This is a genomic window from candidate division WOR-3 bacterium (assembly GCA_039801905.1).
In the GTDB taxonomy this organism is placed as follows: domain Bacteria; phylum Hydrothermota; class Tepidihabitantia; order Tepidihabitantales; family JBDRVQ01; genus JBDRVQ01.
In genome coordinates this window covers 12771-34435 of the sequence record JBDRVQ010000003.1, presented here as the reverse complement: position 1 = coordinate 34435, position 21665 = coordinate 12771, and the positions used below count along the sequence as shown (strand labels likewise).

Genomic DNA, 21665 nt, shown 5'->3' with positions numbered 1-21665 from the left:
GATTATTTGATTACCCCAAGCCAATCCCGGAGTAAAAATTGGAGCCTTCCCAAAAGTAAAGAGACCCGCGCCATAACCGTATAACCGAAAGAGGCGCCAAAACCAATCATCAGAAAGATGATTCCCAGATTGGCCATTCCCTTTGTCAACCCCTTCTGTTCCCGAGAAAAGAAGAAGTAAATAACCGTTGCCACCACCCCAATTAAGGAGACAATTCCCCATAAGATAAGGTCGGGTCGCTTTAAGAGGTCAGGGGTGAGGAATGTTCCCTGCATCTGCTTGATGATATTTGCCTGTAAGATTGCCGGAATTGCCACTCCGGAACTATAACCCAAAACAAATCCCATCGGTATCCGAATGAGCCAAGAGATCTTTGGGAAAAAGATGGAAAAGTATAAAATACCCAAGAGGAAGGGGATGAGATAAAAGAGATTGCCCTGCTTAAAAAGCGGAACCACTAAATCCGGATAAAAGAAGTTATGCCAGGTGATGGCAATCGTATAACCAACCGAAACCCCAACATAAAGGTGCTCGGCAAAGCGATAGAAAGGATTATCCCCGTAAAGAAAGGAGAAGATGAAAAGGGTTAATATGGCGCCAACCCAAATCCAAATCTCTTGGGGTATCATCGCTTCCTCCTTAGAGCAAAATAACTGATATTACCAATGATGACCAAAATCATTATCACCAGATGGGCTAAGGATTGGGAATCCATAAGTTGGGAGGCGGGCTTAAAGGCTTTGGTGAAACCGGCCTTCTCGTTTAAGAACTCATATTCCGCAGCCGCCTTCATCCCGCCCAATAAGCCGGTGAGTTGTCCGGATTGGAGATAGGGATAGGCATCCGCGGCGGAGACCGCAGTTACCCCAGCACCAATCCGAATCCCAAATCTTGATTGGGCATAAGCAATCCAAGTCTCATAACCCGGAACTCCCGCGGAGAGACTCACCATAAAGGGAATATCCCGGTAAGTGATATCTTTGGTAAATATAGGAAGGGAATCATAAGAAGTCCCATAATAATCGGTAGGAAAGGTCTCTTTCATACTTCTACCCATTCCTAAGACCACGGCGGTTATACCCGGCTTCCAGCCTAAAAAGACATAGTCTCTCCCGTAAACCTTGTTATATTCCGGGGCTACCGTCTTCAATCCGTCTTCGCCCAAACCGACACCGGTCACCCAAAGGCCAGTAACAATCACCCGGAGATTTTTGGCAAAGGCATGCCTGAGAATTGCTAAATACATTGGATATAACTCCGGCATCGATTGGGGATCGAAATCAATGGTGATTAAGAGGTAAGAGTTTTCGGGCAGGTTATCAATTGCTCGGAAGAGTTCCTGAGTCCTCCGGCCAACCTTCCCTACCAGATTGAGTGGCGAAAGGAGGGGGATAATAATGACCACCGCCATTAGCAAAAATATAATCTTGCGGTCAATCTTCCCCAGTTTTTCCCAAAAACTCATCTCCTACCTCCAAGCCAACCTCTCTCAATTCCTAAGATGATCTTTAAGGAGGTGGCAATCACCCCCAATGCCACGCCGAACATAATCCCCCGCTTTGCCGCCATATTAGGAACGGAAAGGAGCCATTCCGCCAAGTCGGATAGCCTGGGAGAGATCGCGGTGCCGATGGGCACCATCCCGAGCATCACAATGAAAGAGGCAATCAAAAGAAGGGTCGCCTCCTTGGTCCGGGCGCGGAAAGCCCGATAAGCCGCGGAAGCCATATAAAAGGCGAGTATAGAAAACATCGTCGCCCCTAAGGGAACCATGATGTTGGAAAAAATGAGCCGAAGGTAGGACTTAGCCCCTACTCCCCAGATGAGTCCAATCAAAGCGGTGGCAAGAAGCGAAACGATCGTCACCACCGAAAATCCCCATTCTCCTTTCCGCCGTTTTATCCTCTCGTAGTGTCTCAAAGTGACGCTTCTCACCCCTAAGGCTAAGGCAAAGGCACTGATTATCCTCACCCACTTGATAATCAAGTCAAGAAAGGATTGGGAGAGAGGGTGGGGGATAAAAAACTGGCAAGCCATTAGGACCCCCATTATGAAACATAAGGCTAATGGTAATGTCCGTGCCATTTATTACCTCCTAAGAAACTGAGAAGAATCTTATTATTACTTGGAAGAAGCGGAATTGGGGCAGGGCGGAGAGTAAAAGGAAGCAGCTGCCAACGAGCAGGAGGAAGAGGATGACCAACTTCCCATAGTCTTGCCCTTTTAGGGAACCGACCAACAATGGTTCTTTTGAGAGATAGGCGGAGGCGGCATAGAGTTCTTCACCGATTAAGGTATAGTCACAGGCGGTGATGAAGAAGGGAAGTTGGTGGACGGCATCGGTGCCGGCAATTTGAATCGCGCCGGTCGTTGCCCCCGTTTCGGCTAAAATTAAAGATTCTGCCCAAAACATCCCCATGAAGAAGTTAGTCGCCGGTTTTTCTCGCACCATAATCCCATCAACCGCCGCGGCATAGGCGAATTGGGCATCAGTAATAAAAAAGATATTCTCCCCCTTAAAGGCATCCGGTCTACCGACATTGGTGTAAGCCTCCTTACATACCTCATAGGCAACGGTATAAACAATCGGATCGCGATTGGGCACCAAGAGGGTCGTCTCGTACTGGGCGGTCTTCTTTGCCACCTCCCCTAAGATATTTAGGGAAGCAATCGTCGCGATATCGGCAATACTCCCTAAACCCGGAATATAAAGGATTGGTTTTCCCATCTCCGTTGCCCGACCAACCGCTTCCTCCACCGCATCCAAACCCGAAATCCGGCGGATGAATAACTTCTTTCCTTTTCGGGCATGGTAAATGAAATACAAGAGGAGTGCGGAAAAGAAGATAACCCCAACTAAAACATTGATCCGATTGGTGGCAAACCACTGGGGAGAAGATTTTACCGGATTGGAAATTTCCGATTCTGCCCTTTCCTCTCCTTTAACCGCTACGACCTTATAATAATAGACCTTACCGTCTATAACCTTATCATCAACGAATTGGCATTCGGTGGCGGGCAAGATACCGCAAAGTTGAAAATCGGTCTCCCCTTCACCTCTCCGCCAAACTTCATAGCAACTCACCTCCTCTTCCAATTTCTGCCAAGAGATAGTGATACTCTTTCCAGCATCGTTTGGGGTATCAAAGACGCACAAACTGGTTGGTGGCGCTAAGGTGAAGAAAAATAAGAGAAGATAAACCATAATCCCTCCCAAGTTTATTCCTCAAAACAGACACACCTTCTCTTCTTGCATCTGGGACAGCCTTTTTTATACTTTTCTACCGCCTCTTCTAAGTTAATTCCGGATAAAGAAGCCAGGGAGACGAGCCAGGCGAAGATATCGGCAAACTCCTCTTTAAGTTCTTCTTTATCCCTCTTCTTAGCCCTCAAACAGCGTGCTAATTCTCCAATCTCTTCCACTAACCACCGGAAACTACCATCAATACCCCTCTTCTTATCCTTTTGGTAATAGATTCTTTTAATCAAATTTTGGAATTCGTTTATCGTCATAGAAAGGATTATCCTTAAAATTTAGAAAAAGTCAATTTTCTTTGTCCCCGGAGATATTATGTGGAAAATGGAAAGGGCCGGTGAGGTATTCTTTTGGCAAAGATATGTTGCGAAGAGTCAAAGACTTATAAAAAAGGGGAAAATTTGGTGTCAGAAATTGGGGGGTATTTCCGTTATTTATTATAGAGGACTATGGAGAAACTAATTATTAATGGTTTTGCCTTTTTTGATGTCATAGAGAAGAAGGGTTCCGTAAGAAATTGGGTTCTAATCCCAACCCTTGAAGAGAAATTGAGGAGGTGTTATCAGGTAAGTAGTACTTAAATAAAAAGGGCATTAAATCATAAAATCTTTATCAAACAGGAGGGCTTTACCATTATAAAAAGGGGTGAAGCATACAGGGGATGGTATCGGGAGCCTAATAAAAGCCCTAAATGATGGTTTAATCCCTGGTCTAAACTTGGGCTTAATTGACATTCTAATTAAGGGTCTAAAAGAAAGAATAAAAGTAGGGGTAATAAGAAGGATAATTGGAAATCTAATTAGAGGTTTAATTATAAGTTTAACCGAAAACCCAATTGATAGTCTAACCGGAAGTCTAAATCTCGGCTTAACTTAATTTATAAAACTTCTTATAAAATAATTCGCCATCCGTCCGCTCACTCCTCTCCCCATATCTTTTTTTATCGCCTTGACTTACAAAAAAAGTGATTTATATTTCCTAATGTTCTTTCGCGACCAACAAGAGGTCTTCTCTTTTTTAACTGCGAGGAGGCTTTATCCCATCTATCGGGCGGGAAAGGTCATCTTCCGGAAAGGGAAACTGCCGGAAAAGATGAAAGAGGAGATCATTGAGAAGTTGGGCTTGCAAACGAAAGAGGAGTGCCTCCTTTGGCAAAGGAAGATTAAAGAGGTACTTAAAAGCGATAACTCTCATAAACCGATAAAGGAGTGGGTGAAGGAGGAAAGACCTAGGGAGTTACTCTTAAAAGAAGGGGCGGAAAAACTCTCCTTAGGAAAACTTTTGGCGATTATTCTAAGAACCGGGAGTGAGGGGCGCTCCGCAGAAGATTTAGCCCGAGAACTCCTCAACCGCTTCCATTCCCTAAGGGGAATTGATAACGCCCCCCTTTCTGAACTCCAAAAAATTCCCGGAATCGGTTTCGCCAAGGCAACGCAGATTAAAGCCGCCTTAGAACTGGGGAAGAGGCTCTTCCGAGAAGAAGCACTTGCCCAAGAGAAGATTAGAGATGTCCGAGGCGCGATTAAGTTTGTTAAAAACTTCCTCGGACCTTATTTGAGAGATGCGCCAAAGGAGTATTTCTACCTCGTATTATTAGACAACCGAAATAAAGTCCTTGATTGTCAGGAGTTATCAAGGGGGAGTCGGGATGCCAGTATCGTTGACAAGGTAGAGGTTTTAAAAGAGGCGGTCCAGAAGCAAGCATCTTCGGTCATTTTGGTCCACAACCACCCTTCTGGGGAACCTGATCCTTCCTCCGAAGATATAGCCATTACCAAAGAGTTAAATAAAGCGTTAAGTTTGGTGGGAATTAGGATCTTAGACCATATCATCATCGGTCGCAACGAAACCGATTATTTCAGTTTCCAAGCCAAAGGCTTACTAAGCCCTTAAAAAACACCCAAGGGAAACTTAGGATTTTTTAAGATCTTTGGGGATAAAGCGCCCTTTTATTTTCTCCATTCGGCTCATTATTACCTCTCCCCGAACAATTGTCATTACCGCCTTTCCCCACAATCGCCACCCCGCAAATGGGCAATTTCTTCCTTTTGACTCAAAAAGGTTCGGTTTTACCGTCCATTCCCAATCCGGGTCAATGATGGTGATATCTGCTGGCAGACCAATCCCTAATCTCCCCCCCTCAATTCCGAAAATCCCGGCCGGATTAATTGTCATCTTCCTAATCGCCTCTTTTAAGGAAAGGATTTTACTTTTGACCAAATGGGTTAAGACAAGGCCTAAGGTAGTTTCAAGCCCGATCACGCCCAGAGGGGGGTGCTGGGAATTCTTTTCCTTTTTGGTATGGGGGGCATGGTCACTGGCGATGACATCAATCACATTCTCCCGCAAACCTTCTCTTATCGCTGCCACATCTTCTAAGGAACGGAGAGGGGGATTCATAAGGAAGTTGGGGTTAATTTTCTCCCCCATCTTCTCTCTCTCCGAAAGGGTGAAGTGATGGGGGGTTGCTTCTGCGGAGACCGGAAGTCCTTCCCTTTTTGCCTCCGCCACCAATCTAACCGATTCTTTCAGACTGAGGTGAAAGAAATGGAAATGGGTTGGGATTTTTCTTAAAACGGATCGGATATATCTTTTAATAAGTTTTGCTTCCAAAAGGAAGGGCCCTTTCACCTCCTCGCAATGGGGACAGATTGGTAGGCTAAACTCCTTTGCCAATTTTGCCGCTTCTTTCATCACCTTTATATCCCTAACGGGGAAGCCATCGTCGGTGAGACCAACCGCTCCTTCCCTCTTTATCCCTTCCACATTGACCACCTTTTTCCCCTTCATCCCTTTTGTAATGCAGGCGTAGGTGAAAAAATTTACCAAACTTTTCTTTCTTGCCCTTTCTATTATTCTTTTTACCCTCCAAGGATTATCAATCGGGGGGATGGTATTCGGAGCACAGATGATGGTAGTGAACCCACCACTGGCTGCGGCCCGGGACACAGTCCGGATTGTCTCTTTATATTCCTCTCCTGGCTCCCGGGCGTGGACATGGACGTCAATCAAACCGGGAGTGATAATTTTATTAGTCGCATCAATCACCATCATCCTTTCTTTAAGGAAACTATCATCCACTTTTATCTCTGGTGCCATCTCTTTAATTTTCCCCCAGACCACTAAAATATCCAATTTTTGGTCTAAATCACTGGCGGGGTCTAAAACCCGACCGTTTTTAATTAAAAGGGCTTCCAATTTTTAACTTGTAAGGACCATTTTCAGAAGCGCCATCCGAATGTAGAGACCGTTTTGGGCTTGGCGGAAATAAGCGGCTCTTTTGTCTCGGTCAACCTCAGGTCGGATTTCCGAAACCCGGGGCAGGGGATGCATAATTATCGCCTTCTTCTTCATTACCTGTAAAAGCTTATTGTCAATAATGTAGCGGTCTTTTGCCTTCTCGTAATCTTCAATCCTCTCACCAAATCTCTCCTTTTGGATTCGGGTGGCGTAGATGACATCAACCTGGGGAGCAATTTTAAGTAAGTCCTCTTCCTCCCGAAAGACGACTTTATGCCTTTTGAGATAATCTTTAATATCATCACGCATTCTCACCACCTCGGGGGCAACGAAATAAATCTTCACATCTTTATACTTCGCCAGGAGGTAGGAGAGTGAGCGAACCGTGCGGCCGTTCGCCAAATCACCAACCATCGCAATTGCTAAACCGTCCAAATGACCAATCTCCTTCTTTATTGTCCAGAGGTCTAAAAGGGCTTGGGTCGGATGCTGACCTGGTCCGTCTCCGGCATTAATGATTGGCACCGGTGAGACCTGGGCCGCCCTTTTTGCCGAGCCGCTCTCATAATGGCGCAGAACGATGATATCAACATAACCACCAACTACCCTTATTGTATCCTCTAAGGATTCCCCCTTGGCAGCGGAGGAGAACTCCTTAGCATCTTCGGTGGAAATTACCCCTCCCCCTAACCGGCGCATCGCCGATTCAAAGGAAAGCCGGGTACGGGTTGAAGGTTCATAGAAGAGGGTTGCCATCAATTTTCCTTTTAATATCTCACAACCTCCCTTTTTGGCAATCTCCTCCATCTCTTCGGCACAAGTAAAGATCTCTTCCAAGAGGGAACGGTTAAATTGTTGGGCCTCAATGATATGGTATAATTTCATAAATTCTTCTCTTATTTAATTAAAATTGCCAAAGGTACTAAGATACAATAGCCAATGACCAGAAGTAAAGGTGCTAAGGTGATAGAACCTTTTGCTAAGGCGATAAAACCAGTGATGATGACTACTATTGCTAAAAGGAGCAGGAGATAATTTTTCTTTTGGAAGGAGATGTTAGGTAGATGGCGCCATTCCTTTCTCTTTTCTTCTCTTTTAACCTTTTTAGCCATATTTAATAATAGTTATAAATTCTTCCTTGTCAATATCTGGATAATTTTTGTGGATTATGTGTGGATTATGTGGATATCTTTCGTTTAATCCACTTATCCACAACTTTTTCTTTATCTTTTTCTCTTTATAAAGGCAATAAATAGTTCCCATTCTGTCTCTTATTTTCTTTTCCCATTATTCACACTTTTACAATAAAGACAAATTATTTATAATTATAAAGAGTTTTACTTTTGAGAATCTTGGAAAATTTTGTAATGATTAATATAAACTTTCTCCCAGATTGGTTTAGTAAGACTTTCTAATTCCTTATCATAATTGACCATCTCTTTAATATAACTTTCTTCTTCCAAAATTTCATGCGGTGCATAGTCAATAGGTCTTGCCCCATACTTCTCTATAATTTTTTTGGCATCTAAAAAATGGTCTCTTATTGGACAAGGGCGTAACCAATCGCCATCCTCAATCTTATTTCCTTTAGAGAAGAACCCATATCTCTTTTGCCAATTTCTTACGCTTTCAAAGAATGGTGTTCGGATTGCATCGTTAAGATTGCCCCCTCGGGCGTAAATCTCTTTAATGTTGGAAACGGCAAAAGGGAAGAAGACACAAGGGGCGACATCACCGTGCCAATTGATATGGAAATAGCCGCCTTCTCTCCCCCCAGCAATGCAACCGTGGGAGACTGTGCCGTGGTTCCAAAAGTCAGCGAGCATTATCCCTTTCTTTTTTACAATCTCCCAACTTCTTTCCCACATCCAGAGTCTCTGTTTTGGGGTGGGCATAAGACTAATTTCCACATCGCGGCCGATTGGCATATAGTGGAATATCCAGCCGTAGGAAGCACCCATCTTATTAAAGAAAAAATCAATAAATTCTTCGGAAAGTATCTCCTCACAGTTATAACGGGTAGCGGTTAAGGAAATACCAAAAAGGACCTTATTCTTTTTTAACCTTTCTATTGTTTTGATAATCCGTTCAAACATCCCCTTTCCCCGCCTTTTATCCGTTGTTTCCGCAAATCCTTCTACGGAGATGGCCGGAGTTAAATTACCGATTTCGGAGAGGGTCTTGGCAACTTTTTCATTAATTAAAGTACCATTGGTATAAGCCATAAAGATACAATCGTTAAATTCTTTTGCCAAGTCTAAAATACCCTTTCCTTCGTGGTGGTAAGCGAAAGGTTCCCCTCCGGATAAAACAAAGAACCGAACGCCCCAAAGTTTTCTCGCTTCTTTCACAATCCTTTGCACAATCCAATATTCCAAACGGTCTTTCTCGGTAGCGGCATTGGCATAGCAATTGGGACAAGAGAGGTTACAGAACTTGGTGGGACTGATCACTAAAAATCCCGGCGGTCCTTCCCCATATTTTTCCCGCCAGATTTCTTTTATCTTTTTGCCATCTTGATTCAATAAAATTGACCGAACAAAGGCGTTTAAGGAATTTCTTGTCCAGCGCACCCGCAATGCCGATTGAATCATCGCCCGCATCATATAATATAAATCCTCAACCACCTTCTCCGATTGGGTATGCTCCGGGCTGCGGGCAAGTTTTTTGATCTCATTTTTAAGCCAAGAATAGAGGAAACGGGTTAAAAGGCGAAAACTTTTTACCGGTATCCCCTGGTCAATATTAAGTGCCCAATTTAGTAGTTGACCGATCACAATATCCTTACGCCTCATTTTTCAAAAATTATAGTGAGAAACGGACATTTGTCAATAGGTAGTCTTAAAAAGGATGTAGAGGTTTTCGCTCAATTTTCTTATCCCTTCTCCGATCTCTTTATCCTCTTTAAGAAAAGGGACAAATTCCCGAATCTTTCGGCATAAAGAACCGATAATCCCTCTTTTTGGGAGATTTTTTACTTCAATCCCTTGAGCCGAAACGACCCCTTCAATTGCCAAAATCATCTCTAAATTCTTCCGAATCGTTTCCATCTTAGTTAAAGAATTGATACTCATACTGACAAAGTCCTCCTGATTGAGGGAGGTGGGTAAAGAAGTGACCGAGGCGGGAAAGGATAGAGTTTTATTCTCACTCGCTAAGGAAGCTGCTAATACCTGAGCCATCATTAAGCCCGAATTCTTACCCTCATCCGAGATGAGGAAAGGGGGAGGTCCGGAAAGGAGGTAGAAGATCCTCCTCTCGGAGATTAAAGAGAGGGTGGTTAAAACAATAGACAGGATATCCCCCGCCAAGGAGATTGCCTGGGCATGGAAGTTACCACCGGTTAACACTTCCGAGGAGGATAAGATTAAAGGGTTATCGGTAACCGCGTTTAACTCCTTTTTTAGGATTTCGTTGGCAAACTTTATCCCCTCATAAACCGCACCGTGGACCTGAGGGATACATCTTAAAGAATAGGGGTCTTGGATTTTCCTGGAAAGTGAGGAAAGTTTTCCTAAAATCCTTTTCATTGCCCGGGTGGTTTTTAATTGCCCCGAATAAGGTTTTAACCGATGAAGCCTTAAATCCAAAACCCTCACATCACCCTTTCCCGCATAAAAAGAGAGGGTGGCGATTAGGTTGGCGATGGGAAAGAGTCTATTTATCAAGTAGAGATTAAAGCCTAAGTAAGAAGTGGAAATCTCCGTGCCGTTGATTAAAGAGAGGCCTTCCTTTGGCTCTAATTTAATCGGCGCTAAACCCTCTTTTTTTAGAGCGATTGCCGCCTTTCCCCTTCTCCCTTTATAAAAGACCTCACCTTTACCAAGAAGGGTAAGGCCAATTTGGGCTAAGGGTAGTAGGTCGCCTGAGGCACCGACCGAACCCTTCTTATAAACAACTGGGATGATATCTCTATTTAGAAGTTCTAAAAGAAAATTTACCAACTCTAACCGTACCCCAGAGAATCCTTTGCTCAAGGTATTTGCCCTTAAAAACATTGCTCCCCGGACTATCTCTTTATCAAAAATCTCTCCTCCCCCTAAGGCATGGGAAAGGATTAAATTCTTTTGGAGGCTTTCTAAATCCCTATTTTCAATTTTCTTATCACAGAGGGCACCAAAGCCGGTATTCACCCCATAAATTGGGATATTCTCTTTTAATAGTTTCTCCAATGCCTCTCTTCCCTCTTTTACCCTTTTTATCCCAGTCTTAGAGATTTTAACCCATTCTCCTTTCGTCACCGAAATGAATTCTTCCAGACTTAGGTTATCTTTTGGGATAATCATCCGACAACCTCTTCTGATTTTAAGAAGTCAAGCCAACTTTTGGGAAAGAACTGGTAGTTGATGGGACAGGGAAAGGAGGGACATTCAAAGCATAAGGCATAACCCTTTTCTTTGGCACAACCCGGCATAGCACAAACTGGATTTTCCGCACAGCCCGAGCAATGCCTTTTAAGAAACTTTGGGCATTTCTCGCAAAATATACCACAGACCCCAACTCTCATTTATTAAGCATAAAGGAAAATCGGACAATGTCAACCAATGATTACCAAGAGGGCACCAATAAAGGCGAATATCAAAGCGAAAACCCTTTCCCGATTGAACGGTTCTTTTAAGATTAGGGCGGCTAAAAGAAAGATGAAGATATTACTTAATTGATTGAGGGGGGCGGCGATCGAGACCGGAGTGAACTTCATACCCCCAAGCCAGATGGTGAGGGCGATATAAGTTCCGAAAATTGCTCCTCCCAAGTTATAACCAAAACCTTTGCGGGCAAATGCCGATTTGATAATCTCTTTCCTATTGGGGAGAAAGAGGATAAAAAAGGAAACCCCAACGAGACCAGCAAAAAGACGGATTGCTGTCACCACGAAAAGAGAGTTTTTTGCTAAAAGGGGTTTAATCAAAATGACGCCGATGGCAGTAGCAGCAGTGGAAAGAAGTCCCAGGGCAATGCCTAAGAGTAAAGTTCGCTTCTTTACTTTTTCCGGTAGTTTTATTTGGGTAGTGAGGAGAAGAGCAAAGAGGATAAGAATTATTCCTAAAATTTGGATTAAGCGGAGGTTCTCTTTTAAGAAGAAGAGAGAAAGACCAATGAGTAAGGGGCTATAGGTATAACTGATGATCGCCGAAATTCCCGCCCCGAGCCGATTGAGGCTGGCAAAAAATAGGGTATCGCCAACCGACATCCCCAAAAGTCCGCTTAGGAAAAAGAGAGCAAATTCCGAAAGGGAAACCCGCGGGACTAATGGTTCGCCCAATAGAGTTAGGGTGGGAAGAAAAAGGATTAGGGCAAGAAAATTTTTGAAAAAATTTAAGCCGAGGGGATGGGTCCTCTCCCCACTCTTCTTAAAGAAGATGACCGCCAATGCCCAGAATAGGGCACTTAAAAGAGCCAGGGTCTCACCGAGAAAGGGAAAATTTATTGGCATTTTTAGGGAAAAATCTTCTCAATCGGAAAGAATCTCGGAAAATCGCGTTGCCCCTAAGATGCCAGCGGAAGAACCTAACTGGGAGATTTTTATTGCTAACTTCCTTTTTGGCAGTTTCATTATCCGAGTTTTAATAGTTTTTCTGGTCGCTTCTAATAAAGTTCTTCCGAACCCCGAAATGCCACCACCAATAATTATTATCTCTGGGTCAAAGAGATGGATCACATTGACCAAGGCCAGTCCCAAATAATAACCCACCTTCTCAATTATCTCAATGGCTCTTTTATCTTTTCTCTTGGCCCAGAAACTGATCTCTTCTGGCGAAAACTCTTTACCGAAGAGAATTTTCGCCATTTGCCGAATCCCTTTTTCTCCAATGTAGGCCTCTAAACAACCCCGATTTCCACACTGGCATCTTTTTCCTTCGGGAAAGATTAAGGTATGACCAAACTCACCCGCGGCAAAGTTTTCCCCAAGGATTAACTCTCCATCAGAAATGATTCCACCCCCAACCCCGGTGCCAATCGTCAGGACAAAGATATTTCTCTTCCCTTTTCCCAGACCATAGTAATATTCTCCTAAGGCACAGGCATTGACATCGTTGCCCACAAAAACCGGAATTTTTAATCTTTTTTCCAATTCCCTTTTTAAGGGAAAGTTATGCCATTTGGGGAGATTGGGTGGGGTGCGGACAATCCCTTTCTTATGGTCAATGAGTCCGGCGCAGCCGATACCCACTGTGGCAATCTCTTCTTGGGAAGCAATTTCTCTTATCGCACTAACAAGGGATAAGATTGCCGATTTTGGCTCTTTTTCCGTCGGGATAACCCTTTTCTTTTCGATTTTCCCCTTCGCCACTAAGCCAATTTTGGTATTTGTCCCTCCGATATCAATCCCAATTCTTTTCACCTTTCCTTTAGCCAAATCTTTTTTATTAAATTCTCTTCCGCTTCGGTCAATTTTTTACCGCGCCTTTCCTTCACCACTCGGGCGGTCCGAAGTGCCTCTTTAATCCGCCACCTTTTTTTCTCATCCCAGTAGAAGTTAGGGATAAATTTGGAGGCAAAACCTCCTTTTAGGACATTGGCAAAGATACCGATCACCGCTCCGGTCGGGATTAAGGTGCCAATCGCAGTTTTTGTGTGGTCGCCGATAAAGCAGCCTAACTTCAATAAGCCGGTATTAACTTCCCTTTTCCCTATTTTAATTTTCACCGGTGAGTAGTTATTTTTTAGGTCGGAATTATTAGTTCCCGCCCCCAAATTTACCCACTCTCCGAGATAAGAATGTCCTAAAAAGCCTTCGTGGTATTTATTCACATAACCCAAGAGAATAGAACTTTCCACTTCTCCACCAACCCGGCACTCTTCGCCGATATTAGAAAAGGGGCGAATCCTTGCCGAAAGGATTTGGGTTTTCTTCCCGATATAGACCGGGCCTTCAATGTAGGAAAAAGGTTTCACTTCTGCGCCTTCATCAATATAAATCCCCCCTTTTTCTAAGTTTAAGACATTACCGGGAAAGACCTTTGCCCCTTTTGCCAGAAATAAATTTTCTTTTTTACCGATAGTGATTGCCCTTCTATCTAAGAAGCCAAGGATTTTCCCTTTGGGTAAATCAAGAGGCAGAATCTTCTCGTTCAGGGTGATAAGGTCCCAGAGATAGAGAAAGGAAAAAGCCTTAACCCTTTGGCAACCCATTTTTGAGATACTGGTTTCCGTTTCTGTATTAAGCCGAAAGCCGATCAACTCCCCTTCCTCGGAGAAGAAGAGACAATTTTCACCTTCTTCGGGAATCTTTTCCAAAATAATTGTCCTCCCGGAAAGGAAAAGAAGGTTCTTCTCTTTTAATTGGCTAATCTTTGATTGGGTGGAGAAAAAAAGTAAATTGGGATAGCGCTCTTTTAATACCTCTTTCAATTCCTCCCGGGCGATTACGGCGACTGGGAAATTTTTATAAAACCGAAGAAATCTTTCTAAGGGCGAGAAAAGTCCAACCCTCAGTTCAAAGACCGCCCGGAGATATGTTAAGGGGAATAGATTTTTATAGGACTCATCTTCATAGATTAAGACCATTGCTAATAATAAGGGCTAAAATTAGTCTGTCAACGAACTCTTAACAAGAATCTCTTTCATCCTCTGGGCATTTTTAAGCATCGCCTGGTCATTATTAAAGAAGATATAGACCAATTTCGGCTTAACGGAAATAATCTTTTTCGCCATCTCTTTTAATTCTTTATCGGAATAATCGTGGCTATACCAACCACTCCGGCCGTGGATTCTTAAATAGACCGTATCGGTTGTCTTTATTATCTCCCTTGGGAAATCCGGGGAATCAAGAGAGACCCAGGTGATACCTTTATTTTTTGCCCAAGAGTAATTTTCTTGGGCAAACCAAGCGCTATGCCTCACTTCTAAGGCAAAACGCTTTTTGAGATTAGCCCAATCAAAAAAATCTTCTAACCTCTCTTTCATCTTCGGGGAGAAGTTGGGTGGTAGTTGGAAGAGGTAGAAGTCAATCATCTCATCCATTATGGAAAATAGGTTTCGGAAGCGGAGAAAAGTATCTTTTGCCCTCTCACCCAATTTGAAGGTGTGGGTGATTAAACGATTTACCTTTATTACCCAACGAATCTTTCTCCCTTTTTTAGCCCAGGATTTAATCTGGTTGGGAAAGGGGAAGCGATAAAAAGAGGCGTTCAATTCAATCGCATTCAAACCGGAATTAAAAAGATACCAATCAAAAGTTCCTTCCTCGTTCCAGGGATAAAGCCAACCCGAAGTGCCGATAAATATCCTTTTAATTCTTCGCCTCCTTGAATTATCCTTTTACTCGGGCAAGTAGATTTTCCCGGTCCAACTTCTCTCTTTGGTGAAAAGTCTTAATAGATAAATGCCGGCGGACACTTTCTTCCCTTTATTATCCTTTTTATCCCATTGCCACTGATAGGAACCAGGAGGCAAAAAGCCAAATTCTACCCTTCTTATCTCTTCTCCTAATAGGTTATAAATCGCTAGGGAGACATTTTCTCCTTTCTCTAAGGAGAATTTTAGGCTGGAGGAGGAAAAGAGTAGGGGCAAAAGAGAAAAGTTTTTCTTCCCTTCGGTAATTGCGAGGTAGGATGTGTCATCAAGGGTGACATCGTCAACGAAGGTATTGGTATTGGGGGCAGTGATTAGAGCGCAAACTAAAAAGAAGGCGCTTTCGGGTGCGGTCACCCAAGTTCTATATTCCCGGTAGTTGGTTGAGAAATAGACCGGCAAAAGGATTGGGTTACCAATTGGATTTCCCAAAATGGTTAAGAACTGAAGGGTGAAGGAACCGGGTAGGGGATTTTGGGTCTTTGCCCAACCAGAGAAGAGATAACTCGCTCCGGGCCGAACAAGGGCGGTGGTGGTAACGAAGGCGATGGTATCGGAAGCCAAGAGATTGACACAGAATTGACCGGTGCGGGCCGAGGTAGATTTTATTGCGGAACCGGAGCGGATAAGTTCACTCGTTAACCAACCAAAAGGCATATGGATGCCAATCGTATCAAGCCAGATTTCAAAACTGGGGTTGGGAAGAATATTTTCCGCCCAAGAGAAGGATAGGAAAAAGACGAAAAATATCCCTCCGACAGGGAAGCGGCACCAAAGTTTCCTCTTTACTACTTTTACCCTTTTCATCATAACTTTATCACCTTCCTCACCTTATCCCCGGTCTTCAAGAAATAGACCCCGGGGGGAAGTTTTTTACTTTCGGTTAGTAATTCTCCCTTCACATTGTAGATTTTCTTAATCCTTTCGTTCCCTCTTTTTCCACCAATCCATTCTCCTTTTCTCTCCTTTTCACCAGTTGGCGTCCAACTGACAAAGGCGAAGATAAAGTACTCCCCGTAGTCGGATAAAGTCCAGCGACCCGGCAGACCATAGAAACTCTTTTGGGGAGTTGAATTATCATCTGTAGCGATGAAGGGATAACCAAAGGGTTCGCGATAGGTCCGGCTGGCAATCGCCACATAGAAGTTACCACTTTCAATGACTACGGGATTTCTTAAAGCATACCGGAAATGTTGGGGCGGGCGAAGGGCGATAAGGGTTTCCGATTCAAAAAGCAAGGTTTGACCATCCCCAGCATAAATCTTATAAACGAAGGCGGAGTCGGTAAAACCACCCATGGAACTGTAAAACCGGGTGCGTAAGGATTCAATCGTTAAGGGATAAGTGATACCAAAGTCACTTGGGTTAATGAGCATCGCTTTCTCCGGCCCGTAAAAGACAAAGAGGTCAGGATATTCATTACAATAACTGACCCATTGGCCAAGATTAAAAAGGAAAGAGACAAAGAGAATAAAACTCATAAATCCTCCTAAGTAATTATAATTAATATCTTCTCAATTTCAAGGATAAGTTAAGGGGAAAACCGAATCACCAAAAGAAGACTTTGACAAATAATATAGATTTCCTTATCTCTATTCCCCTCCTCTTAAACTATCAAGGCAAACTGACCGATAATATAGGTAATCCAGTTCGGGATTCTTCCTATTCGGTAACCTTTCGCTCTCCCCACACAAACCTTGGTTTTGCCCGTCCAACTGAAACATCAGGATGGAACCATTATTATTGCCCGGTTGTCGGCGGCTATTCGGATACTGCTGTTGTAATTTGCAGTTTCACCACAAACAACCCTTCGGTAGCTCCCTTAGGGTATACCAACTCTCCTCCCTTCCACACAGGCGAAGGGGAAGGCGTTATGAGAATCCTCCGAAGTTAGAGATGGAGAAAAAATTAAGGCGGTAAGGAAGATTATCATTATGAGATAGGTTGACAAATTTTAAGTATTAGTTTATAATTAGAGTAAACTAAAAAGCGGATAAGGGTTGGTTTCCAAAAGAAAGGGAGGGATTTATTTTTATAAAAAGGGGTGTAGCATACAGGGGATGGTATCGGGGGTCTAAATATAGGTTTAATAAGAGGCCTAATAGAAAGTTTAATTAAGGGAATAATAGAACTTCTAATTGGAACTATAATATAAGGACTGATAGAGATAATAATTGGCTGGGTAATTAGGAATCTAACCGGAGGTCTAATAAGGGCTCTAATTGGGATAATAAACGAAGGTCTAATTGAGAGACTAATTGGAATAATAAATAAGGGGTTAATTAGAAAGATTATAGCCAAACAGAGACAGCACTCACCCCTCTCATACCTCCACCACTAACTCCGGATAATCTATCCGCCACCGAGGTTTCCTTTTAAGCATTAACTGAATGCCTCGGAACTCACCAACGGAGGTTTCCTCAATTGATCCCTTAGCTCGTTCCTCACTACCTCGTCAAGGATACTTTTTAGCCAGAGCCTATTTTTTTGAAGGAGCCTCCGTCTTCTCTTTTGCTCTCGGCGGTTTCTTTTAACCCTTGATTTTTTAGAGATTTTAAGAAAAATACTCATGGTGTACCCTTTGGCGGGTGCTGATTTTGGTGGCACCCACCTTTTATTGGGAAGTCTCTCCCAATTATATCCCCAGTTAAACCCTCCCTTACCTTCCCGATACGGCTCGGGATTACACCCCCTATTAGACTCTCGGTTAGACCCCCAATTACACCCTCTATTATATCCGCCATTAAACCCTCTCTTAGACCCTCCATTAAATCCAGGATTACACCCTCCCTTAGACCTTCCCTTACGCCCCCTATTAGATCCCCGATACCGCTCCCTATATCGCCCCCCACTTTTTATAAAGATAAAACCCTCCTTTCTTACCTTTCATCCTCTCTCCTTTGGATTTTCCCTTTTGGGATTAGTTATTTTGGAGGACCTCCGTGATTGCCAATAAGACCTCCTTTATTAGACCTTTATTTTCTGCTCGGTCGCTTTGGGAAATTGAAAGCCAAATCTTTGGTGGTATATCTCCAAACCTCTTAATCGGGTCTTTCTTCTTTATCTTTATTCTCATAACTCCTCCGGTAAAATAATGCCAAAGGGAGCAACCTTAATCCTGTTTAAGGCATCTCTCACTCCCATATTTGCCTCCATATAATATAACACCCAAAAAGGGAAAAACCTTAATAAAGATTTGCTCATGGTCAAGATGATCCTGAAAGGTTTTAAGAGGTCCTAAGCCCCAGGTTGAGAAGTATCAAAATCTCAAACCACCGTCTGACCAAATCACAACCTTTTTCCTAAAACCAAAGAGACGCAACCACCAGACTGCCATCTCCCCAAATACCTCACCACAAGACCAAGCCAAAAATTGGACTTTAGAAACCACATCTTTGTTGTTTTATCGTTTAGGTCATTCTCTTTTTCTTTAGTTAAGGCGAGGTAGATAGTATTTTTGGGCATTGCATCTCTTGGGCAGTCTTTTATTTTAGCCAAAATCTTCTTCCAAATAACCAAGAGAATTACTTTACTTGACTTCCCCCCCCAACTTTTTATAATGAAAGGATGGTGGTAAAGGTCCTCTCTTTAAGGGGAGTCCCGATAAATATCCCATCGGGATTAGGGAAGCGGGTGGAAATCCCGCGCGGTCCTGCCCACTGTGAGCGGCGACGAAATCCCCTTAATACCACTATCCCGCCCATAATATCTGCGGGATGGGAAGGTGGGGAGAGTAGGATGACCCGCAAGCCAGGAGACCTCTTTACCACTTTCTTAATTCCTCTTGGCGAGGAAAGGAGGAATTATGTTACCAAAAAAAATCACATTCTTTATCTTAGAGATTATACCCTTATCTTTACTCGCTCAAACCTACACGGTTGATACAATCTTCATCACCGCCTCTCGGGTCACTAGCCAGATTGAGAAGTTACCGGTAGCGGTTAACATCATTTCCGAAGAGGTTATCCGATTAAAGGGATTTGGTGATTTGTCAGGTATCTTCTCCGGTATAGAAGGGATTGATTTTCGGAATTATACCTTCCTTAAGGGTCTCTCTTCCCTTTCTCTCCTTGGTTCCACCAGTCAACAGGTATTGGTTTTGGTTGATGGTATCCCCTTCTATTCCCCAGCCACCGGAACTCCTGACTTGGGGCTAATTCCCACGGATAATCTAAAGAGGATAGAAATCTTAAAAGGAGGGGCTTCCAGTCTTTATGGAGCAAATGCCTTAGGGGGAGTGGTCAATTTTATCACGAAGAGTCCTTATCACTTAAAACCCAGGAGATTGAATATCTTGGGGGAGTTGAGTGGGGGCAATATCTTTTCTAATTCTCTCCGTCCATCTTTTAACACTTACCTATTTAATTTCACTTCTGGTATCAATGGGGATGATAGAACCGGCTTCCTTTTCTCTCTCCACCGGGAGAAGACCAAAGGTGTTCGGTCAAATGAAGATGCCAGTACCTTAGGAGGAAGTTTCTCTCTCGCTCACTTAGAAAACCTCCGATTAAACTTTAATTACGAAGAGAAGGAGATGGGAATCTGTGGGCCGAAGCCACCACGGGAGACAATTCCGAGGTATGGCGATTCTACCGCTTCCTCAATCTATGACCGGCAAAGGGATAACCAATACCGAATTGGTGGTGAGATCAGTTTTGCGCCTTCCTCTAACCTTAAAATCAAATTTTCACCCTTCTTTAATGCCAATCGCACTCGTTACCAATGGGTTGACCAGTTCTCAACGGATACGGCGATTTATCAAGATACCTATTGGATAAAGACCTACGGCGGAAATCTGACTTCCACTCTGGCACCAGAAGAGATGCCGCTCCAAATTGCCGGAGGTATTGATTTTAAGAGGGACGATTTTAAGAGCCATTCCTACTTTTATGATTTAGGAACTTACTCCTATAAGGATACTATGTATAACCCAAAGGGGGAAAGGGTCGGTCTCTTTCTGGAAGGTAATTTTTGGGAAAAACCTTCCCTCTTTTCCTCTTTTCGTTACGACTGGGATAAGGTCTTTTGTGGCTTTTTTAGTCCCAGTTTCGGTATCACCTACCCGCTTCCCTCCGGTAAGTTTCGTTTTCATCTCGCTCGGGCATTTCGAGCGCCAACCTTTAACGACTTATATTGGCCCAGAAGTGGTAATCTCTCCTTAAAACCGGAGGTGGGTTGGACTTTCCAGTCAGGTTTTGATATTAATCCCGTTTCTCTAACTTTCTTTTACCGAAAGACGAAGGACTTAATCGCCTGGTTTCCCGATACCGCTGGCTTTTGGCGGCCAACCAATGTTGACCAGCAGGAAGTTTTCGGTTTAGAATGGGAAGGGAAATGGCTAATTTCCCATAATATTCTCTTCTCTCTTTCTGGCGATTGGAAAAAGGCGACCCAATTGCGGAAGGAGATGGTCTATTGGGATTCCTTTGCCGAAATAAAGCGACGGGCGGCATTTCTCCCCTCATTTAAGCTTTCCCCTTCCCTTCTCTTCCGAGATACCCATACCCTTCTTCATTTGGAAGGGAATTTTGTTGGTGATAAGGTCAATTACTACCCCGCTTATGATAGTTTTCCTAAGGTCTATATGAAAAGGAAGCGGCTACCGAGTTATTTCACTCTTGGCCTTCGCTTGGAGAGGAGATTGATAAGCCGGTTAGTATTTGCCTTTAAGGCAGAAAACCTTTTTGATGTGACTTATGCGGAAGCCTTTGGCAATACGATTTCCGACCGCGACTATCCCCGACCCGGCCGGACCATTTTCTTTGGCTTAAGGCTTAAAGATTGAACAGGTTAACTCTGAGACATCAACTCTTGTAAGGGTAATTTCTTTTGCTCCTCATAAATTTCTTGAATGATGGCGCGCAGGTCTTTGGTATAAGTCCATTGGGGATAGTCTTTTTTAAACTTTCGGACATCACTTATGTACCAAATGTGGTCTCCCCTGCGGGGCGGTTCTTCGTAAAGATAATTCACCTTCTTATTTGTAATCTCTTCAATCAATTGTATCGCCTCTAAGATGGAGCAGTTGGCAAAACGACCACCTCCGATATTATAGACCGCACCCTCTTTGGGATTTAAGAAGAAATGGTAGAAGGCGTTGACCAGATCATAGGAGTGGATATTGTCCCGCACCTGTTTTCCTTTATAGCCGTAGATATGATAGGTGATGCCGGTTATGGCACAGCGTACTAAATAGGATAGAAAACCGTGGAGGCGGGTACCGGAATGAGCCGGTCCTGTGAGGCAGCCACCCCGGAAGGAGACGGTCTTCATATGGAAGTATCGGCCGTATTCCTGAACTAAGATATCGGCTGCCACCTTGGAGGCACCGAAGAGGGAATGGAGGCAATCATCAATGGGCATCGTCTCATCAATCCCTTCATAATATCTATGCTCTTTCTCTATCTCATAGCGGGATGGCAATTCAATCAGAGGCAATTGGTTTGGTCGATCGCCATAGACCTTATTGGTGGAGGTGAAGATGAAGACTGCATCCGGAGAATATTTTCTTGTCAGTTCTAAAAGGTTTAAGGTGCCATTGGCATTCACGGTGAAATCGGTAATCGGTTCTTTTGCTGCCCAATCGTGAGAAGGTTGGGCGGCGGTATGGATGATAAGGTCAAATTTATACTCCCTAAAGATTTTGGCTAACCCTTCAAAATCTCGGATGTCCAAATCGTAATGGCGATAGTGAGAGGGGTAATGTCTTTTCAAATTCTCTTTTTGCCAGGAGGTTGAGGCCTCTTGACCAAAGAAATAGGAGCGGAGGTCATTATCAATGCCCACAATGTCAAAACCTTTCCCAATGAAGAAAGAAACCGCCTCCGAGCCCACTAAGCCGCAAGAACCGGTAATTAAACCGACACCTCTCATT

At 43.6% G+C, this 21665-nt stretch carries 25 protein-coding genes and 1 riboswitch; of the genes, 4 read left to right on the top strand and 21 right to left on the bottom strand.

Features of this window, described 5'->3' with window-relative positions; translation table 11 throughout:
* Positions 1-2: 2 nt before the first annotated feature.
* The 5 genes from ABIL00_01140 to ABIL00_01120 are packed head-to-tail and all read right to left on the bottom strand — an operon-like array spanning position 3 to position 3513.
* The gene (locus tag ABIL00_01140; protein ID MEO0109371.1) at positions 3-629 is read right to left on the bottom strand and encodes a hypothetical protein; all 627 of its coding nucleotides are present in this window, start codon (positions 627-629) and stop codon (positions 3-5) included.
* Positions 626-1465 carry a hypothetical protein gene (locus ABIL00_01135; GenBank protein MEO0109370.1) on the bottom strand — a complete coding sequence of 280 codons (840 nt, stop codon included), beginning with the start codon at positions 1463-1465 and terminating at the stop codon, positions 626-628. Before ABIL00_01135 ends, ABIL00_01140 begins: the two co-directional genes overlap by 4 nt.
* Positions 1462-2085, bottom strand: a complete 624-nt coding sequence (locus ABIL00_01130; protein ID MEO0109369.1) for a hypothetical protein — start codon at positions 2083-2085, stop codon at positions 1462-1464. The genes ABIL00_01135 and ABIL00_01130 overlap by 4 nt, the downstream gene beginning before the upstream one ends.
* Positions 2086-2095: 10 nt before the next feature.
* Positions 2096-3205 (bottom strand): DUF6754 domain-containing protein, encoded by a 1110-nt coding sequence (locus ABIL00_01125; GenBank protein MEO0109368.1) that lies wholly within the window; start codon positions 3203-3205, stop codon positions 2096-2098.
* A 14-nt stretch (positions 3206-3219) separates the two neighbouring features.
* Complete coding sequence (locus tag ABIL00_01120; protein ID MEO0109367.1) at positions 3220-3513, bottom strand: MazG nucleotide pyrophosphohydrolase domain-containing protein; 294 nt, start codon at positions 3511-3513, stop codon at positions 3220-3222.
* A gap of 192 nt (positions 3514-3705) precedes the next feature.
* Here ABIL00_01120 and ABIL00_01115 point away from each other — a divergent pair, with 192 nt between their 5' ends.
* On the top strand, positions 3706-3837 hold the full coding sequence (locus ABIL00_01115; protein ID MEO0109366.1) for a hypothetical protein: 132 nt from the start codon (positions 3706-3708) through the stop codon (positions 3835-3837).
* Positions 3838-4237: 400 nt separating this feature from the next.
* A complete protein-coding gene (radC, locus tag ABIL00_01110; protein ID MEO0109365.1) occupies positions 4238-5149 on the top strand; it encodes a DNA repair protein RadC in 912 nt (303 codons plus the stop codon).
* 18 nt (positions 5150-5167) lie between these two features.
* On the opposite strand, the gene ABIL00_01105 is transcribed toward radC, so the two are convergent.
* The 12 genes from ABIL00_01105 to ABIL00_01050 all read right to left on the bottom strand — a co-directional run bounded on the left by ABIL00_01105 (position 5168) and on the right by ABIL00_01050 (position 16272).
* Positions 5168-6454, bottom strand: a complete 1287-nt coding sequence (locus tag ABIL00_01105) for a dihydroorotase (GenBank protein ID MEO0109364.1) — start codon at positions 6452-6454, stop codon at positions 5168-5170.
* A gap of 3 nt (positions 6455-6457) precedes the next feature.
* Complete coding sequence (pyrB, locus tag ABIL00_01100; GenBank protein MEO0109363.1) at positions 6458-7381, bottom strand: aspartate carbamoyltransferase; 924 nt, start codon at positions 7379-7381, stop codon at positions 6458-6460.
* Between the two features lie 11 nt (positions 7382-7392).
* Positions 7393-7608: a hypothetical protein gene (locus ABIL00_01095; protein MEO0109362.1), complete on the bottom strand. Its 216-nt coding sequence runs from the start codon at positions 7606-7608 to the stop codon at positions 7393-7395.
* A gap of 225 nt (positions 7609-7833) precedes the next feature.
* Positions 7834-9291: a radical SAM/SPASM domain-containing protein gene (locus ABIL00_01090; protein ID MEO0109361.1), complete on the bottom strand. Its 1458-nt coding sequence runs from the start codon at positions 9289-9291 to the stop codon at positions 7834-7836.
* 33 nt (positions 9292-9324) lie between these two features.
* Complete coding sequence (locus ABIL00_01085) at positions 9325-10782, bottom strand: histidine ammonia-lyase (GenBank protein ID MEO0109360.1); 1458 nt, start codon at positions 10780-10782, stop codon at positions 9325-9327.
* On the bottom strand, positions 10779-11003 hold the full coding sequence (locus tag ABIL00_01080; protein MEO0109359.1) for a DUF3795 domain-containing protein: 225 nt from the start codon (positions 11001-11003) through the stop codon (positions 10779-10781). Before ABIL00_01080 ends, ABIL00_01085 begins: the two co-directional genes overlap by 4 nt.
* Positions 11004-11033: 30 nt before the next feature.
* Entirely contained in the window at positions 11034-11930 is an 897-nt protein-coding gene (locus ABIL00_01075) for a DMT family transporter (GenBank protein MEO0109358.1), read from the bottom strand.
* Positions 11931-11948: 18 nt separating this feature from the next.
* Complete coding sequence (locus ABIL00_01070) at positions 11949-12854, bottom strand: ROK family protein (GenBank protein MEO0109357.1); 906 nt, start codon at positions 12852-12854, stop codon at positions 11949-11951.
* Positions 12836-14005, bottom strand: a complete 1170-nt coding sequence (locus tag ABIL00_01065; GenBank protein MEO0109356.1) for a putative sugar nucleotidyl transferase — start codon at positions 14003-14005, stop codon at positions 12836-12838. Before ABIL00_01065 ends, ABIL00_01070 begins: the two co-directional genes overlap by 19 nt.
* A 21-nt stretch (positions 14006-14026) precedes the next feature.
* Entirely contained in the window at positions 14027-14647 is a 621-nt protein-coding gene (locus tag ABIL00_01060) for a DUF72 domain-containing protein (protein MEO0109355.1), read from the bottom strand.
* Between the two features lie 111 nt (positions 14648-14758).
* Positions 14759-15598 (bottom strand): FlgD immunoglobulin-like domain containing protein, encoded by an 840-nt coding sequence (locus tag ABIL00_01055; GenBank protein ID MEO0109354.1) that lies wholly within the window; start codon positions 15596-15598, stop codon positions 14759-14761.
* Positions 15598-16272: a hypothetical protein gene (locus ABIL00_01050; GenBank protein ID MEO0109353.1), complete on the bottom strand. Its 675-nt coding sequence runs from the start codon at positions 16270-16272 to the stop codon at positions 15598-15600. Before ABIL00_01050 ends, ABIL00_01055 begins: the two co-directional genes overlap by 1 nt.
* A gap of 83 nt (positions 16273-16355) precedes the next feature.
* Between ABIL00_01050 and ABIL00_01045 the strand changes: the two genes are divergently transcribed.
* Complete coding sequence (locus tag ABIL00_01045; protein ID MEO0109352.1) at positions 16356-16685, top strand: hypothetical protein; 330 nt, start codon at positions 16356-16358, stop codon at positions 16683-16685.
* Positions 16686-17358: 673 nt separating this feature from the next.
* Here ABIL00_01045 and ABIL00_01040 read toward each other — a convergent pair.
* From ABIL00_01040 to ABIL00_01030, 3 genes are all read right to left on the bottom strand, one after another.
* A complete protein-coding gene (locus tag ABIL00_01040; GenBank protein MEO0109351.1) occupies positions 17359-17643 on the bottom strand; it encodes a hypothetical protein in 285 nt (94 codons plus the stop codon).
* 68 nt (positions 17644-17711) lie between these two features.
* Entirely contained in the window at positions 17712-17867 is a 156-nt protein-coding gene (locus ABIL00_01035) for a hypothetical protein (protein ID MEO0109350.1), read from the bottom strand.
* A gap of 212 nt (positions 17868-18079) precedes the next feature.
* A complete protein-coding gene (locus tag ABIL00_01030; GenBank protein MEO0109349.1) occupies positions 18080-18289 on the bottom strand; it encodes a hypothetical protein in 210 nt (69 codons plus the stop codon).
* Between the two features lie 60 nt (positions 18290-18349).
* Positions 18350-18573: riboswitch (cobalamin riboswitch) on the top strand.
* A gap of 23 nt (positions 18574-18596) precedes the next feature.
* Here ABIL00_01030 and ABIL00_01025 point away from each other — a divergent pair.
* Entirely contained in the window at positions 18597-20576 is a 1980-nt protein-coding gene (locus ABIL00_01025; GenBank protein ID MEO0109348.1) for a TonB-dependent receptor, read from the top strand.
* Between the two features lie 5 nt (positions 20577-20581).
* On the opposite strand, the gene ABIL00_01020 is transcribed toward ABIL00_01025, so the two are convergent.
* Positions 20582-21664 carry an NAD-dependent epimerase/dehydratase family protein gene (locus ABIL00_01020; GenBank protein ID MEO0109347.1) on the bottom strand — a complete coding sequence of 361 codons (1083 nt, stop codon included), beginning with the start codon at positions 21662-21664 and terminating at the stop codon, positions 20582-20584.
* Position 21665 lies beyond the last annotated feature (1 nt).